A 15,232-nucleotide genomic window follows, 5' to 3' on the forward strand; every position below is an offset into this window, starting at 1 on the left:
TCGGGGTACCAGGAAGTCCCAGGAAGGGGAACGGATGACTGTGGACGCGGTGGCGGCGGCCCGCCGGTTGGCGCCGAGGTTCGCCGCGCGGGCGGCCGGACACGACCGGGACGGCACGTTCCCGGTCGACGACTTCGCCGACCTGCGGGCGTCGGGACTCTTCGGGCTGATGGTCCCGGCCGGGCTGGGTGGCGCGGAAGCCACCTTCGCCGGGTACGCGGCGGTCGCCACCGAGCTGGCCCGGGGCAACGGCGCGACCGCGCTGGTGTTCAACATGCACGCCTCGGTCACCGGCGCGCTCGGGGCGGTCACCGAGGAGTTGGCCGAGGCGTTGGGCGTACCGGACGAGGCGCTGGCCGCCCGGGACCGGCTGCTCCGGGCGGCGGCCGGGGGCGCCTGGTACGCGGTGGCGATGAGCGAACGCGGCGCGGGTGCCCGGTTGTCCCGGCTCAGCACGGTCTACGAACCGGTCGACGGCGGCTTTCGGATCAAGGGGAGCAAGACGTTCTGCTCCGGCGCCGGTCATGCCGACGGCTACCTGGTGGCCGCCCGCAGCGCCGCCGACCCGTCGGTGGTCTCCCAGTTCCTGGTGCCCGCCGGGGAGGGGGTGACGATGGAACCGACCTGGGACGCCCTGGGCATGCGGGCCACCTCCTCGCACGACCTGCACCTGGACGTGACCGTGCCGGCGGACCGGCTGCTCGGCGGGGTGGAGGGGTTGGCGCTGGTGGTCGCCCAGCTCATGCCGCACTGGCTGGTGGCCAGCTATGCCGCCGTCTACGTGGGGGTGGCCCGGTCGGCGGTGGACGCCGCCGCCGAGCACCTCAATGCCCGGGAGCTGGGTGGCCTGCCGGCGGTGCGTGCCCGGCTCGGCCGGGCGGACGCGGCGGTGGCGGCGGCGGAGCTCGTGGTGGCCGAGGCGGCCCGCCGGGTCGACGACGCCCCCGGCGACGCCGAGACGAACCGGTGGGTGTGGCGGGCGAAGCTGCTCGCCGGCAGTACGGCGGCAGAGGTGGCGGCGTCCATGCTGGAGGCGGCCGGCACCTCGGCGACGCGTCGGGGGCACCCGCTGGAACGGCTCTACCGGGACGCCCGCTGCGGCTCGCTGCACCCGGCGACGTCGGACGTGTGCGCCGACTGGCTCGGGGTGGCGGTGCTCGGGGGCGACCCGGACCGGGACGGAACGGCCCCTCGTTGGTGAGGGTGACGGAGGTCGGGGCGACCGCCGGACGGGCAGTGTGGACGAGAGGTGGGGACGGATGGCCGTGCCGTTGATCGCGGGGTTGGGGACGGCCCACCCGCCCGGCGCCAGCCAGGACGAGCTGTGGACGGGTCACTTCGCGAAGCACTTCTCGGGCACCACCCACGCGCTGGCCGAGCGGATCTTCGCCAACTCGGGGGTGTCCCGTCGGCAGGCGGCGGTCAACCCGCTGCTGGAGGACGTCTCCGACTGGCCGACCGAACGGCGGATGCGGCGCTACCAGGTGGAGGCGTTGCCGCTGGGCAAGGAGGCGGTGGGCCGGGCGTTGACCGCAGCCGGGCTCGCGGCGGGTGACCTGGGGCTGTTCGTGGTCTGTTCCTGCACCGGCTACGCCACCCCCGGGCTGGACATCCTGCTCGCCCGGGACCTGGGCATGGCCCCGGACACCCAACGGATGTTCGTCGGGCACATGGGCTGTTACGCCGCCCTGCCGGGGTTGGGTGCGGCGAGCGACTTCGTGGCGGCGCGGGGCCGGCCGGCGCTGCTGCTCTGCGCCGAACTGACCAGCCTGCACATCCAGCCCGCATCGGCCCGGATGGACACCCAGCAGATCATCTCGCACGCCCTCTTCTCCGACGCCGCGGTGGCCGCCGTGGTGGTCCCGGAGGCGGGGGCCGGCACGGCGGGGTACGCGCTGCGCGAGGTCGCCTCGGTCACCGACACCTCGACCGCCGACCACATGACCTGGGACGTCACCGACACCGGTTTCCGGATGGGCCTGTCGCCGAAGGTGCCGCAGGTGCTCTCGACGCACGTCCGGGGGCTGACCGCCGACCTGCTGGCCCGGCACGGCACGACGATCGACGAGGTGGACGGCTGGGCGGTGCATCCGGGCGGACCGCGCATCCTGCAGGTGGTGGAGCGGGAGCTGGCGCTGCCCGCCGACGCGCTGACGACCTCCCGGACGGTCCTCGACCAGCACGGCAACTGCTCGTCGCCGACGGTGCTGCTGATCCTGGACCGGTTGCTCCGGGCGGCGGTGCCGCCCCGCAGGATCGTGCTGCTCGCCTTCGGCCCGGGGCTCACCCTCTACGCCGCCCTGCTCGAACGCCGGTCCTGATCCGCCACGCCGGCCGCCCTGCGCCACGCGGCTTCCGTGGGTCGTGTCGGCCTCCGGAGGGGCCGTGCGGCAGGCTGCGCGGCCCCTGGAGGCCGTCGACGGGGCTGCGCGGGCTGTGTGCGTAGGCACCCGGTCGGGATGAAGTGCCTGGTCGGGGTGGCCGGGGTCGGCGCTGCGCCGCGCGTCGTCGCCGGCTCCTGGTTACCCTCGCCGGGTGGGGGTCGAGGTGGGCGGTGGGGACCGGCTGCGCGGTGCGGTACTGGCCGGCGCGGCCCTGGTCGCGCTGCTCACCGGCGGTTGGTGGTGGTCGGCGACCGCTCCGACGACCGCCCCCGCCGGGGCGGTACGGGCGGTGACGCCGAGGCCGTCGGCCGGTGTGGAGGCGACCCGACGGGTGGTGGTGGTCGACCTCCGGACCGGGCGGGTGCTGGAGTCGACGGAGCTGGCCGGTGGGTCCGGTGACCCGGACGTGGGCCTGCCGACGTTCACCGACACCCAGTGGCGGGAACGGATGACCCTGGGGTCCGGTGGCGTGCCGGTCCGCCGGGAGTCGGCGGCCGACGGCGCGCGGCACCTCCTCCAGTACCGCTGCTCGGGCGACGGGACACTGCTGGTCTCGGTCCTGCACGACGATCCGCCACACCGGCGACAGGCCGACTGCGACGGTGAGCTGGTCGCGTGGGAGCTGACCGGGCCGGACGGGCGTACCCGGTTGGAGTTCTCGGCGGTGGGGCCGGGGCCGGTGGAGCTGGAGGCGCAGGTCGTCGCGCTGCCCTGAGCGACGCCGTGGCGGGCCGGCCGGGTCAGCCGGCGAGCCGGGCCAGGTCTTCCCGGTAGTCGGCGGTGCCACCCAGCTCGGGCAGGACCCGGACCACCGTGCCGGCGCGGTCCACCAGCAACGCCGGGGCGGCACCGGGCCGGGCGGGCAGGTGCACCGCGGCGCGGAGTTCGCCGGTGGGGTCGGCGAGGGCGCGGACCCGGCCACCGACCGGTGGGGCGGGGGTGACCTCGCGTCCGCCGGCCACGCTGACCACCTGGACGCCATCGGGCGCGGCACCGGCGGCGGCGGCCAGCTGGGCGGCGCAGGCGCAGCTGTCCACCAAAATGATCATCGCGGGTAGCAGGCCGCGCAACGGCACCGGGGTCTGGTCGGCATCGACCAGGTCGAGCGCGGGCAGCGACCGCCCGACCAGCGGGACCGGCGTGGTCGACTGTGGCAGCACGGTGGGCCGGTCGGTGCCCCGGGACGACCGGGGCCAGGTGACGGTGACCAGGCCGGCGGCGGTGGCGAGCACCGCCACCAGGAGGATCAGCAGGGGTAGCCCGAGCGGTGGCCGGCCGTCCGGGTGCCCGGTCAGCCCCAGCCGTCGCCACCGGGCGGCCGAGGCGCGGCGGCGCAGCTCGCGTCGGAGCTGGGCGGCCTCGTCGGCGAGCGCGGACGCGTCGTCCGGCACGACCACCCGACCCCACTCCGGTGGGAGGCCGGGTAGGCCGTCGGATGGGCCGTGGCCCTCTGCGTCAGGCATGCCCATCGGACCCCCGGTGAGTGGTGCGGCGAGCGGTGTGCGGTGCCCCTCCAGCGTCCCGCACGTACCCTCCTGCCGCCAGACCTGGGCGGCCGGGACGCCGCCGGGCTACCATGGGAGGAGCGCATAGCCCGAGAAATCCACGCTCCGATCACCCGTGCCGGGGTGTCATCCGCTGCTCACGGAGCGTGTTTGAACCATTGGTTTGGCCGCCTGTCAAGCTGAAGAAAGACCTCTCACAGGGCCCCTGAGCTGCGCCAACGGTCAGGACGGCAGCGGGACATTGGTGCCTGAGCGTGTTACCCTAGACACAGCGAAAGGGGTTTCGAACCTATGGTTTTCAGCGTCGGCGAGACCGTTGTTTACCCCCACCACGGGGCCGCACTCATCGAGGCAATCGAGACTCGGGTCATCAAGGGCGAGCCCAGGGAGTACCTGGTCTTGAGGGTCGCGCAGGGTGACCTGACGGTTCGGGTGCCCGCCGAGAACGCCGAGATCGTGGGTGTGCGTGAGGTGGTCGGCGAAGAAGGCCTGGGCAAGGTCTTCGACGTGCTCCGCGCACCGCACACCGAGGAGCCGACCAACTGGTCGCGGCGTTACAAGGCGAATCTGGAGAAGCTGGCCTCCGGCAACCCGCTGAAGGTCGCCGAGGTCGTGCGTGACCTGTGGCGCCGGGAGCGGGAGCGGGGCCTCTCCGCGGGTGAGAAGCGCATGCTCGCCAAGGCCCGCGACATTCTCGTCGGCGAGGTCGCGCTGGCGGAGAAGAGCACCAAGGACGAGGCGGAGACGCTGCTCGACAAGGTCCTCACCGAGGCCTGATCCGACCGCATCGTCGTCCCGACCCTGTAGCGAAGATTCCCGAGGACCGCGACGTGACCGCGCAGCTCAATCCGCGCGGTGACGTCGCGGTCCTCGTTCCTGCGGCCGGTGCCGGGGTACGCCTCGGTCCGGGCGGCCCCAAGGCGCTGCGGCTGCTCGGCGGCGAGCCCCTGCTGGTGCACGCGGTACGCCGGATCGCCGCCGCGCCGTCGGTGCACACCGTGGTGGTGGCCGCGCCGGCCGCCGAGGTCGACGCGGTCCGGCGGCTGCTGGACCCGGTGGCCCCGGTCCTGGTCGTGGCGGGCGGCGCCGAACGGCAGGCGTCGGTGGCGAACGCCCTGGCCGCGGTGCCCCCCGGTCCGGCCATCGTGCTGGTGCACGACGCGGCCCGCGCGCTCACCCCGTCCGCGCTGGTGGAGGCGGTGGCGGCGGCGGTCCGGGCCGGTCACCAGGCGGTCATCCCGGTGCTGCCCGTGGTCGACACGATCAAGGAGGTGGACGCCGACGGCGTCGTCCTCGGCACCGTCGACCGGTCCGCCCTGCGGGCCGTGCAGACCCCGCAGGGGTTCCGTCGGGAGGTGCTGGCCGCCGCGCACGCCGCCGCCGGTGATCCGCTCACCGACGACGCCGGCCTGGTCGAGCAGCAGGGCGTGCCGGTGTTCTGCGTCCCCGGCTCCGAGTACGCGTTGAAGGTCACCCGCCCGTTCGATCTGACCCTGGCCGAGCAGCTGCTGGCCGCGGGGCATTGACGCGTACCCTCGATTCATGATCGTTCCCAGGGTCGCCGTCGGCACCGACATCCACGCCTTCGCCGCCGGCCGGCCGTGCTGGCTGGCCGGCCTGCACTGGCCCGGCGAGGACGGCCTGGCCGGGCACTCCGATGCCGACGTGGTCGCGCACGCCGCCTGCAACGCGTTGCTCTCCGCGGCCGGGCTCGGCGACCTCGGGGCGAACTTCGGGGTCGACGAGCCGGAGTGGGCCGCCGCCTCCGGGGTGACGCTGCTCACCGAGTCCGCCCGCCGGGTCCGCGCGGCCGGGTTCGCCATCGGCAACGTCTCGGTGCAGGTGGTCGGCAACCGGCCCCGGATCGGGCCGCGACGCGACGAGGCGCAGCAGGTGCTCTCCGCGGCGGTCGGCGCACCGGTCACCGTCACCGCGGCCACCAGCGACGGCCTCGGCTTCACCGGGCGCGGCGAGGGCCTGGCCGGCATCGCGGTGGCCCTGGTCTACGACGCGGCGGCCGGGTAGGGCCGCGATGACCGACGACGAATCGCCCCTCGACGGCTACCGGCAGCGGTCCCAACTGCTGGCCGAGCTGGGCCGTTACGACGAGGCCGCCGAGGAGCTGGGCTTCGCGCTCGCGCTGGCCCCGGCCGACCCGTCCGCGCTGACGTTGCTGGCCCGGCTGCACCTCGCCGCCGGTCGGCCCGGTGCGGCGATCGCCGCCGCCGGTGCGGCGATCGGCGGCCCGCCGGATCCGCCGGAAGCATCGGCGGCATTCGCCCCGCCGCCCCCATCCGGATCGCCAATACCGCCGGCCCCGGCGGCCCCGGCGGCCCCGTCGGAGCTGCCGGGCTCGCCGGGGGGATCGCAGCCGGTGGGACCGCCCGGCCCGCCGTCGAGCCGGCCCGGGCCGGCGGTCGGTTCCGGTCCGCCCGGGGAAGCCCCGGCGGTGGTGCCGACCGCCGCGCTGGTCATCCGGGCCATCGCCCTGGCCGACCTGGGGGAGTACGCCGAGTCGGCGCGTACCGCCGATCGGATTCTGGCGGCCGGGCCGACCGACGCGTACGCCCAGCGGAGCGCGGCGGCGATCCTGGCCGAGGCGCGCAACGGCCAGCCGGCGCTGGACGCGGCCTGGCGTGGGGTGGAGCTGGCCCCCGACGAGCCGCAGGCGCATCTGGTGCTGGCCCTGGTCGCCGGCCGGCTGGAGCTGTTCGACCTTGCCGAGCGGGCCTACCGGGAGGCGTTGCGGCTCGACCCGGAGCTGGCCGGGGCGCGGGACGACCCGGGGGTGCTCCGGCTGGAACGGCGTCGCTGGGTGCTGGCGCTGGAACAGGTCGCCGCGTTGGCGCCGGTGCACCCGACCCGGGCGGAGAAGGTGCCGGTCTGGGCCGGGCTGCGGCGGCTCGTCCTGATCGGCTGCGGCTGGTCGCTGGTGGCCAGTCTGCTGGTCGCGGTCCTGGCCGCCGGTGGGGCGGGGGCGAGCCGGCTGGTGGCGGTGCTGGCGGCGGCCGGGGGCGGTCTGCTGGCCTGGCGGCTGGCGAGGCAGGTCCCCGGGCTGGGCCGGGTGGTGCTGCCGGTGCTGCGCCGGGAGGACCGCCCGCTGGCGCTCGCGGTGTACGCGGTCCCGGCCGGGCCGGCCCTGCTCCTGTTCTTCGCCCTGGTGGGCAGCCCGTGGCCGCTGGTGGCCGCGATCGCCGTCGCGGTGCCGGCCACCATGGTCGCCGGCACCCGAGCGGGCGTCTCCTAGCGCCGCACCCGCCGACCGGGGCGGCACCGTCGGCGGGCTGGTCAGGGTGCCGGTCTGTCAGGGGCGGCGGTTCCAGGTCCAGGCGTAGCCTGGGTCCTCGCACTCCACGGCCGCGTCGCAGAGGTCGAGCGGGCGGAAGGTGTCGACCATGACGGCCAACTCGTCGAAGAAGTCGACGCCGATGGACCGCTCGGCCGCGCCCGGCTGTGGGCCGTGGGTGAAACCGGACGGGTGCAGCGAGATCGAGCCCTGCTCGATGCCGGAGCCGCGCCGGGCCTCGTAGTTGCCGCCGGTGTAGAAGAGCATCTCGTCGGAGTCGACGTTGTGGTGGTGGTACGGCACCGGGATGGCGTCCGGGTGGTAGTCGACCTTGCGGGGCACGAACGAGCAGATCACGAAGTTCGGCCCGGCGAAGGTCTGGTGCACCGGCGGCGGCTGGTGGAGGCGGCCGGTGATCGGCTCGAAGTCGTGGATGGAGAACGCCCACGGGTACTGGTGCCCGTCCCAGCCGACCACGTCGAACGGGTGGTGGGCGTAGACGTGCCGGGTCCAGGCGGTGCCGGTGGCCGTCCGGGCCCGGTGGCGGACCAGCACCTCGACCTCGGTGCCGTCGACCAGCAGGGGCGCGTCCGGCCCCCGGACGTCCCGCTCGCAGTACGGCGAGTGTTCCAGGAACTGGCCGCGCGCCGAGAGGTAGCGCTTGGGCGGGCCGATGTGCCCGGTGGCCTCGATGGTCAGCAGCCGGACCGGGGTGTCGCCGGTGGGGACCAGCCGGTGGACCGTCGAGGTGGGGATCACCGCGTAGTCGCCGGCGACCAGGTCGAGCGCGCCGAAGCTGGACTCCAGCCGCAGCGTGCCCGCCTCGACGTAGAGGCACTCGTCGCCGGTGGCGTTGCGGTAGAGCGGGGACGGCCGGTCGGCCAGCGCGTACCCGATCCGGACGTCGTCGTTGGCGAGCAGGTGACGCCGGCCGAGCACCGGGTCGGCCCCCGCGCCGTCGAGCTTGTGGGTGCGCAGGTGGCGCGGCTTGAGCGGAAGGTTCGGCAGCCGGGTGTACCCGGGTGGGGTGAACTCCTCGGCGGCGACGATCGCGGTCGGCGGGTACCGGTGGTAGAGCAGGGACGAGTCGGCGGAGAAGCCCTCCTGGCCCATCAGCTCCTCGGTGTAGAGGCTGCCGTCGGGCTGGCGGAACTGGGTGTGCCGCTTGCGGGGCACCTCGCCGACGCTGCGGTAGTACGGCATGTCGCCTCCCGTATTGTCCCGATATCCGGCCGGCGGCGTCCGGTAACCGGACGGCACTGTCCGTTCCTTGACAGCGTCCCGTAGATTCTTGTCTCGTGTCAACGCAGGTCCCCCGCCTCCTCGCCGGACTCGTCGACGACGCCGCCGTCTTCCCACCCGGTAGCGCGTCGCTGCCCGACGCGGTCGCCGCGCACCACGAACACCGCGTCTCCTGGTACGCCGACCTGGTGGGCCCGCTGCTGGTGCCCGCCTCCGCCGTCGCCGCCGGCGAGCTGGACGGCCTGGCCGGGGGCGTCGTGACCGGGCTGATCGGGGACACCGGCCTCGACCGGCTGCCCACCGCGCTGGCCCGCCTCGACGCCGCCGGCACCACCGTCCGGCAGGTCGAGGTGGCGGTCGCCCGCCGCGGCGAGGACCCCCGGCCCGGCCTGACCGCGCTGCACGACCTGGTCACCCGGCGCGACGACCTCGACTGGTACGCCGAACTGCCGCTCACCTTCGGGTTGACCAGCGCACTGGACACCCTCGCCGAGGCCCGCGCCACCGGCCTGCCGGTCGCCGCGAAGTTCCGCACCGGCGGGTTGGCCGCCGAACTCTTCCCCACCCCGGTCGAGCTGGCCGCGGTGATCTGCGCCTGCCGGGACCGGGGCCTGCCGTTCAAGCTGACCGCCGGGCTGCACCACGCGGTGCGCCACCTCGACCCGGAGACCGGCTTCACCCACCATGGCTTCGGTAACGTGCTGGCCGCCACCCTCGCCGCCGTCGACGGGGCCGAGGTGGACGAGGTGGCCGTCCTGCTCGCCGCCACCGACGCGGCACGGCTGGTCGAGCCGGTCCGGGCGGCCGGCGACGCCGACCGGCGGCTGTGGGGCGGGTTCGGCTCGTGCAGCGTCCGGGAACCACTGACCGATCTGATCCGGCTGGGGCTGGTGAACGGGGGATTCGACCGATGAGCTGGGTACCGGGCGTGGACGGGTCGCCGTACGGGGTGACCAACCTGCCGTACGGGGTGTTCCGGCACGACGGGCGACCGCCCCGGATCGGGGTACGCGTCGCCGATCTGGTGTTCGACCTGGCCGGCGCGGAGGCGGCGGGGCTGGTGCTCGCCGCCGGGGCGTTCGGCCGGTCCTCCCTCAACGACTTCATGGCGCTGGGCCGCCCGCAGTGGACCGCGGTCCGGCAGCGCCTCGTCGAGCTGCTCACCGACCCGGCACACCGGCCCGCCGTCGCGCCGCTGCTGGTGCCGCTGGCCGAGGTCGAGCTGCTGCTGCCGTTCGCGGTGGCCGACTACGTCGACTTCTACTCCTCGGAACACCACGCCGGCAACGTCGGGCAGATCTTCCGTCCCGGTCAGCCACCGCTGCTGCCGAACTGGCGGCACCTGCCGATCGGCTACCACGGCCGGGCCGGCACGGTGGTCGTCTCCGGCACCCCGATCGTCCGCCCGACCGGGCAGCGCCCCTCCGGCCAGGGTCCGACCGTCGGCCCGTCGGCACGCCTCGACATCGAGGCCGAGGTGGGCTTCGTGGTGGGGGTGCCGAGCACGCTGGGTGACCGGGTGTCCACCGCCGACTTCACCGACCACGTCTTCGGGGTGGTGCTGGTCAACGACTGGTCGGCCCGGGACATCCAGGCCTGGGAGTACCAGCCGCTCGGGCCGTTCCTCGGCAAGTCCTTCGCCACCTCCGTCTCCGCCTGGGTGACCCCGCTGGACGCCCTGGCCGACGCGTTCGTGCCGGCCCCGACGCAGGAGCCGCCGGTGCAGGACTACCTGCGACAGACCCCGCACCTGGGGCTCGACCTGCGACTGGCGGTCGAGTGGAACGGCGAGCGGGTCACCGAGCCGCCGTTCGCCGGCATGTACTGGACCCCGGCCCAGCAGTTGGCCCACCTGACCGTCAACGGTGCGTCCCTGCGCACCGGCGACCTGTACGCCTCGGGCACGGTCTCCGGCCCGGAACGTGGGCAGGTCGGCTCGTTCCTGGAACTGACCTGGGGCGGCGCCGAACCGGTGACCGTCGGCGGCGAAGCCCGCACCTTCCTGGCCGACGGGGACACGGTCACCCTGCGGGCCACCGCCCCCGGCCCGGACGGCACCACCGTCGCCCTCGGTGAGGTCACCGGGCGGATCCTGCCCGCCCGCTGACCACCGGTCCGGCCGGATTCCGGTCCGCCGGTCTGCTCGTTGGCCAGCCGTGCTGTCGGTCCGCTCGGGTCCGCCCGGCTCCGGCCCTACGGTCGGCGCCGGTTCGCGCCGGTCGCACCGGCTGTCCGATCGTCAGCGTCCCCTGCCGCGTTGGTTCCACCGATTCCGTCGACACACCCCGCGCCGCCCGCCTCCCGTCGGCGACGTGGGGTCTGCCGGCGTGGCACGACCCAGTGGACAGGAGGTACGAGCATGAACGATCTCGTCGGCGCGGTGTGGCGCACCAGTAGCCGCTCGAACGACCAGGGGCTCTGTGTGGAGGTGGCGGACAATCTCGCCCGTACCCGGGCAGTGGTCGGGGTACGCGACTCCAAGGACCCGTCGGGTCCGGCCCTGGTCATCGGCCCGCCGGGCTGGACGGCGTTCGTCGACGCCGTGCGGGAGGGGCTGTTCCGCCCCTGAGTGACCGGTCACCGGTGCCCCGCCCGGGGCGCCGGTGACGGAATTTTCGCCGACCGGCCCCCCGGGGACCGCTCACCCCCCGTACGGTGGACGACACGGGAGGTGTCATGTCGACGGTTGCGGTCACCGAGTTCGTCGAGGCGTCGGCCGTCGACGTGTGGGCACTCCTGACCGACCTGCCGGTCCGCGTCGACTGGCTCTGCACGGTCAGCGCCGTCGAGCTGCTCACCCCCGGGCGGCTCGCCCCGGGCACCGCCTGGCGGGAGACCCGCACCCGGCCGGACGGCGGCGACCAGCCGGAGGAGTTCGTCGTGCTGGCCGCCGAGCCGCCGCACCGGCTGGTGCTCAGCTCCCCCGGCATCGGGGTGGACTACCGGATCACCTGGACCCTGCGTGCCGTGCAGCGTCGCCGCCGGGGCCGTACCGCCGTCACCGTCGAGCACCGGGCGGTGCCGACCGCCCCGTACGGCCGGATGGTGGCGCTGCTCTTCGGCGGCCTGGCGGCCCGGACGGTGGAGGGCGCGATCCGGCGGGACCTGACCGCCCTGGCCGGCACCGTGCACCGTGTCGGCCGGGCCACCGCCGCCTGACCCGGATCCGGCGGTCGGCCCCGCGACTCCTCCACCCCCCGGTGGCGACCGGCCCGGGGGATTCGGGACGGCCGTCCACGCGACGCGGTGTGACCTGACCGGTCACCCGGAGAGAAGCCTGGGTAGGGTGCCGGGCGGAGGTGGGCATGGGATTCCCAGAAGGGCGACGGCGACCCGTGGTCGCGGTCGCCACGCTGCTCACCCTCGCGGTGGTCGTCGGCATCGGCTACCGGGTGCTCGCGCCCGCCGAGGTCAGCACGCCCGCCCGGGGCGCACCCCCGGCGGCGGGCACCCCGGCGATCGGGGTGGTGGGCCGGCTGCCGGTCGCGCCGTTGGTGGTCGCGGGACGGCTCCGGGTCTACGCCGCCGAGCGTCAGCTCTACGCCGACCAGCCCGCCGACGGCCGCAACCGGGTCACCCCGTTCTGGTCGTACCGGCGCTGGCCCGCCTCGCTCGACGGGGTGCTGGCGACCGGCACGACGGTGCTCAGCCGCTGGTCGGACGGGAAGCTGGTGGCGCTGGACGCGCTCACCGGCCGGGTCGCCTGGCGGGCCGACGGGCCGACGCCGGTCGACGCCCCACCCGCCCGACGCACCGGGGCGGCCACCGTCTGGGATCCGCGCGGGATCTCCGTCACCCCCGCCCCGGCGGGCCGGACCGTCCTGGTGGTCTCCGGGTCGGGTGGTCCGCGCGGTTACGACCTCGCCGACGGGCGGCCGCTCTGGCGGGTCGACGGCGACCGGGACTGCCGCACCGACCTGGGTACCACCGCCGCCGGGCAGGTCTTCTCCGTCGACTCCTGCGACGGCCGGACGGCGGTCGAGTTCCGGGACGGGGTCACCGGCACGGTCGCCACCCGCTGGCGACCACCGGACGCCCCCGCCCGGTTCACCGTCACCCCGGTCGGTTGCCTCACCCCCCGGTCGCAGTGCCGGGGGCTGCGCACCGACGACGGCTCCGGCGGCCGGGGCTGGCAGGTCGGCCCGGGTGCGCCGATGGCCGCCCCCGCGCTGGACGCCGCCGACACCACCCTGGTCGGCGAGCTGGCCGTCGGCGACGACGGCGGGGTGCTCAAGGGGTGGGAGGCGCGCAGCGGCAAGGAGCGCTGGCAGCGCGGCGACCTGGGGCCGGTCCGGGTCCTCGCCACCGAGGCCGGACGGCTCTACGTGCTGACCGAACGACGGGAACTGATCACCCTCGACCCGGTCACCGGCGCGCAGCGGTCCCGGTTCCCGATGACCCCCGGCCGGGACGGCATCGGTTGGAAACCCGGCCGGGCGTACGCGGCCGGCGGTTACGTCGCGGTGGAGCGGCTGCGGGAGCGCGCCGACCCGGACGACGACGACCAGGCGTACTTCCTGATGGCCGAGCCGGTGGTGCTCGCCGCGACCTGATCCCGGGCACCCGGCGAGCCCCGGCCCGACCGGCCGCCGGCCGGCACCCGGATCCGGCGAGCCCCGGCCCGCGCGTGGCCTGGCCGGGACCTGACCGGCGGCTCAGGACAGCGCGGCCTCGGCCGCGGCCAGGAAGGCGTCGTTCTCGGCCGGGGTGCCGATGGTGACCCGTACGCCGTCCCCGGCGAACGGCCGCACGATCACGCCGCGCGTCTCGCACGCCCGGCCGAACGCCACGGCACGCTCGCCCAGTGGCAACCAGACGAAGTTGGCCTGGCTGGTCGGCACGTCGGGGACGAGCTTGCGCAGCGCCTCGGTGACCCGGTCCCGCTCGGCGACGACCAGCGCGCAGCGTCGCTCCACCTCGTCGGCCTGGGCCAGCGCGGCCAGCGCGCCCGCCTGGGCGGCGGTGCTGGTGGAGAACGGGGTGACCACCTTGCGTACGGCGGCGGCCACCTCGGGGGCACCGACCAGCCAGCCGATCCGCAGCCCGGCCAGCCCCCACGCCTTGGACAGGGTGCGCAGCACCACCACGTTGGGCCGGTCCAGGTAGGTCAGGCCGTCCGGCACCGCCGGGTCGGTGACGAACTCCCGGTACGCCTCGTCGATGACGACCAGCACGTCGTCGCCCACGGCGTCGAGGAACCGGTCCAGCTCCGGCCGGTGCACCGCCGTGCCGGTGGGGTTGTTGGGGTTGCAGACCAGCACCATCCGGGTCCGGTCGGTCACCGCCGCGGCCATCGCCGCCAGGTCGTGCCCGTGGCCGGCGTCGTTGGGCACCCGCACGCTGCTCGCGCCGCTGGTCGCCGCGATGATCGGGTACGCCTCGAACGAGCGCCACGAGTAGAGCAGCTCGTCGCCGGGCAGGCAGGTGGCCCGGACCAGGTGCTCGGCCAGCGCCACCGACCCGCAGCCGGTGGCGACCCGGTCGGGGTCCACGCCGTACCGTTCGGCGAGCGCGGTGCGCAGCGCCACCACGCCCATGTCCGGGTAGCGGTGCGACCCGGTGACCGCCTCGGTGACCGCCTCGACCACCCCGGGCAGCGGCCCGTACGGCACCTCGTTGCTGGCCAGCTTGATCGCCTCGGCCAGGCCCAGCTCGCGGGCCAGGTCGGCGGGGCTGCGCCCGGGAACGTAGTTCGGCAGGGCGTCCAGGTCGGCGCGGGTCAGCCGCAGCGGGGGCTGGTGACGTCCGGTGTCGGTCATGCGGTGTCTCCCGGGGGTTCGGGGTCGGTGGGGGTGTCGGCGTGGTCGGAGCGCGGCACCCGCACCACGACCGTCTGGGCCCGCTTGTCGTGCAGCGCCTGGCGCAGCGGGTGGTCGAAGAGCGCGGAGACCGCGTCGACGAACTGGAGCAGCAGGCCGAAGCCGCAGCAGAACCAGAGCAGGGTGGGCATGCCCATGGTGCTCCACCGCCGGGTGGCCCGGCCGAAGCCGAGCGGCTGGTCGGCGTCGACCGGCACGGCCCGGATGCGCAGCAGCCGCTTGCCCAGGGTCTGCCCGCCGGCGGCCGTCGTCGGCACCTCGTAGGCGAACCAGAGCGCGGTCGCGATGACCAGGATGGCGATCTGGAGGCCGCCGGCCTGCTCACCGATGGCGGGCAGCCCCTCCCGGGAGGAGTCGCCGGCCATCGCCCGGCGGAGCGCCTCGCGCAGGTAGGGCGCGGTCTCCTCGAAGTACCGCCAGACGAACCAGCCGTTGACCACCGCGTTGAGCAGCAGGACGACGCCGAAGTCGACCAGCCGGGCGAGCAGCCGGGCGCCGTAGCCGGCCAGCGGCACGCCGTGCGGACGCGGCTCGGGCGGACGCCCCGGCCAGGTCGGGTACGGCCAGCCGGGCGGCGGCCCGCCGGGCTGTCCGACCCCGTGTCCCGGATACCCGGGCTGCCCGGTCCAGGGCTGTCCCGCGCCCGGCTGGCCGGTCCAGGGCTGCCCTGCTCCCGGCTGCCCCGCCCAGGGTTGTCCCGCTCCCGGCTGCCCGGAGGGCTGTCCGGCCCAGGGCTGGCCGGCAGTGCCCGCCGCTGCGCCCGGCGGCCGACCGGCCGTCGTCGGGCTGCCGGCGGCGGGGGAGGTCGGGGCGGGCGGCTCGGCGGCGGGCTCCGGCTCGGGCGGCGGCGGGCCGTCCGGCGGGGTGGCGTCGACCGGGATCGGGGCGCCGATCCAGCCCTCGCCGTCCCACCACCGTCGGGTGGTCGGGTCGGCCGGGTCGACGTGCCACCCTGGTTGCACGCTCACTGTCGCGCCCTGCGCTGTCCGGTACGGT

The 15,232-nt window shown here is 75.4% G+C and carries 16 protein-coding genes; 12 read left to right on the forward strand and 4 right to left on the reverse strand.

The genetic code is table 11. The features are described 5' to 3' along the window. Window positions 1-34: 34 nt before the first annotated feature. The 3 genes from GA0070623_RS20570 (at window position 35) to GA0070623_RS20580 (ending at window position 3,099) form a co-directional block, all read left to right on the forward strand. Window positions 35-1,201, forward strand: coding sequence for an acyl-CoA dehydrogenase family protein (locus GA0070623_RS20570; protein WP_067302144.1), 1,167 nt, complete (start codon window positions 35-37; stop codon window positions 1,199-1,201). Window positions 1,202-1,259: 58 nt separating this feature from the next. Beyond that, entirely contained in the window at window positions 1,260-2,321 is a 1,062-nt protein-coding gene (locus tag GA0070623_RS20575) for a type III polyketide synthase (RefSeq protein ID WP_067302141.1), read from the forward strand. 214 nt (window positions 2,322-2,535) lie between these two features. Then, window positions 2,536-3,099, forward strand: a complete 564-nt coding sequence (locus GA0070623_RS20580) for a hypothetical protein (protein ID WP_067302137.1) — start codon at window positions 2,536-2,538, stop codon at window positions 3,097-3,099. A gap of 25 nt (window positions 3,100-3,124) precedes the next feature. Here the strand turns inward: GA0070623_RS20580 and GA0070623_RS20585 are convergent, their stop codons facing one another. Then, window positions 3,125-3,853, reverse strand: a complete 729-nt coding sequence (locus GA0070623_RS20585) for a hypothetical protein (RefSeq protein WP_067302134.1) — start codon at window positions 3,851-3,853, stop codon at window positions 3,125-3,127. Window positions 3,854-4,180: 327 nt separating this feature from the next. Here GA0070623_RS20585 and GA0070623_RS20590 point away from each other — a divergent pair, with 327 nt between their 5' ends. The 4 genes from GA0070623_RS20590 to GA0070623_RS20605 are packed head-to-tail and all read left to right on the forward strand — an operon-like array spanning window position 4,181 to window position 7,136. After that, window positions 4,181-4,666 carry a CarD family transcriptional regulator gene (locus GA0070623_RS20590; protein ID WP_013288937.1) on the forward strand — a complete coding sequence of 162 codons (486 nt, stop codon included), beginning with the start codon at window positions 4,181-4,183 and terminating at the stop codon, window positions 4,664-4,666. 53 nt (window positions 4,667-4,719) lie between these two features. Continuing rightward, entirely contained in the window at window positions 4,720-5,415 is a 696-nt protein-coding gene (gene ispD, locus GA0070623_RS20595; protein WP_067302131.1) for a 2-C-methyl-D-erythritol 4-phosphate cytidylyltransferase, read from the forward strand. 16 nt (window positions 5,416-5,431) lie between these two features. Further along, window positions 5,432-5,914 carry a 2-C-methyl-D-erythritol 2,4-cyclodiphosphate synthase gene (gene ispF, locus GA0070623_RS20600; RefSeq protein ID WP_067302128.1) on the forward strand — a complete coding sequence of 161 codons (483 nt, stop codon included), beginning with the start codon at window positions 5,432-5,434 and terminating at the stop codon, window positions 5,912-5,914. A gap of 7 nt (window positions 5,915-5,921) precedes the next feature. Then, window positions 5,922-7,136: a tetratricopeptide repeat protein gene (locus GA0070623_RS20605; RefSeq protein ID WP_067302125.1), complete on the forward strand. Its 1,215-nt coding sequence runs from the start codon at window positions 5,922-5,924 to the stop codon at window positions 7,134-7,136. 57 nt (window positions 7,137-7,193) lie between these two features. On the opposite strand, the gene GA0070623_RS20610 is transcribed toward GA0070623_RS20605, so the two are convergent. Next, window positions 7,194-8,378, reverse strand: coding sequence for a homogentisate 1,2-dioxygenase (locus GA0070623_RS20610; protein WP_067302121.1), 1,185 nt, complete (start codon window positions 8,376-8,378; stop codon window positions 7,194-7,196). Between the two features lie 95 nt (window positions 8,379-8,473). Here GA0070623_RS20610 and GA0070623_RS20615 point away from each other — a divergent pair, with 95 nt between their 5' ends. The 5 genes from GA0070623_RS20615 to GA0070623_RS20635 all read left to right on the forward strand — a co-directional run bounded on the left by GA0070623_RS20615 (window position 8,474) and on the right by GA0070623_RS20635 (window position 12,970). Beyond that, window positions 8,474-9,331, forward strand: coding sequence for a hypothetical protein (locus GA0070623_RS20615; RefSeq protein WP_067302118.1), 858 nt, complete (start codon window positions 8,474-8,476; stop codon window positions 9,329-9,331). Continuing rightward, window positions 9,328-10,524, forward strand: a complete 1,197-nt coding sequence (gene fahA / locus GA0070623_RS20620) for a fumarylacetoacetase (RefSeq protein ID WP_067302114.1) — start codon at window positions 9,328-9,330, stop codon at window positions 10,522-10,524. The genes GA0070623_RS20615 and fahA overlap by 4 nt, the downstream gene beginning before the upstream one ends. A gap of 252 nt (window positions 10,525-10,776) precedes the next feature. Further along, a complete protein-coding gene (locus GA0070623_RS20625) occupies window positions 10,777-10,986 on the forward strand; it encodes a DUF397 domain-containing protein (protein WP_067302111.1) in 210 nt (69 codons plus the stop codon). A 107-nt stretch (window positions 10,987-11,093) separates the two neighbouring features. Next, window positions 11,094-11,576 carry an SRPBCC family protein gene (locus GA0070623_RS20630; RefSeq protein WP_067302107.1) on the forward strand — a complete coding sequence of 161 codons (483 nt, stop codon included), beginning with the start codon at window positions 11,094-11,096 and terminating at the stop codon, window positions 11,574-11,576. Window positions 11,577-11,722: 146 nt separating this feature from the next. Continuing rightward, the gene (locus tag GA0070623_RS20635) at window positions 11,723-12,970 is read left to right on the forward strand and encodes an outer membrane protein assembly factor BamB family protein (protein WP_067302104.1); all 1,248 of its coding nucleotides are present in this window, start codon (window positions 11,723-11,725) and stop codon (window positions 12,968-12,970) included. A gap of 102 nt (window positions 12,971-13,072) precedes the next feature. Here the strand turns inward: GA0070623_RS20635 and hisC are convergent, their stop codons facing one another. Both hisC and GA0070623_RS20645 read right to left on the reverse strand, forming a co-directional pair. Beyond that, entirely contained in the window at window positions 13,073-14,176 is a 1,104-nt protein-coding gene (gene hisC / locus GA0070623_RS20640) for a histidinol-phosphate transaminase (protein ID WP_067302102.1), read from the reverse strand. Further along, entirely contained in the window at window positions 14,173-15,204 is a 1,032-nt protein-coding gene (locus GA0070623_RS20645) for an RDD family protein (RefSeq protein ID WP_089004139.1), read from the reverse strand. The genes hisC and GA0070623_RS20645 overlap by 4 nt, the downstream gene beginning before the upstream one ends. Window positions 15,205-15,232 lie beyond the last annotated feature (28 nt).

The organism is Micromonospora rifamycinica (genome assembly GCF_900090265.1).
GTDB lineage: Bacteria > Actinomycetota > Actinomycetes > Mycobacteriales > Micromonosporaceae > Micromonospora > Micromonospora rifamycinica.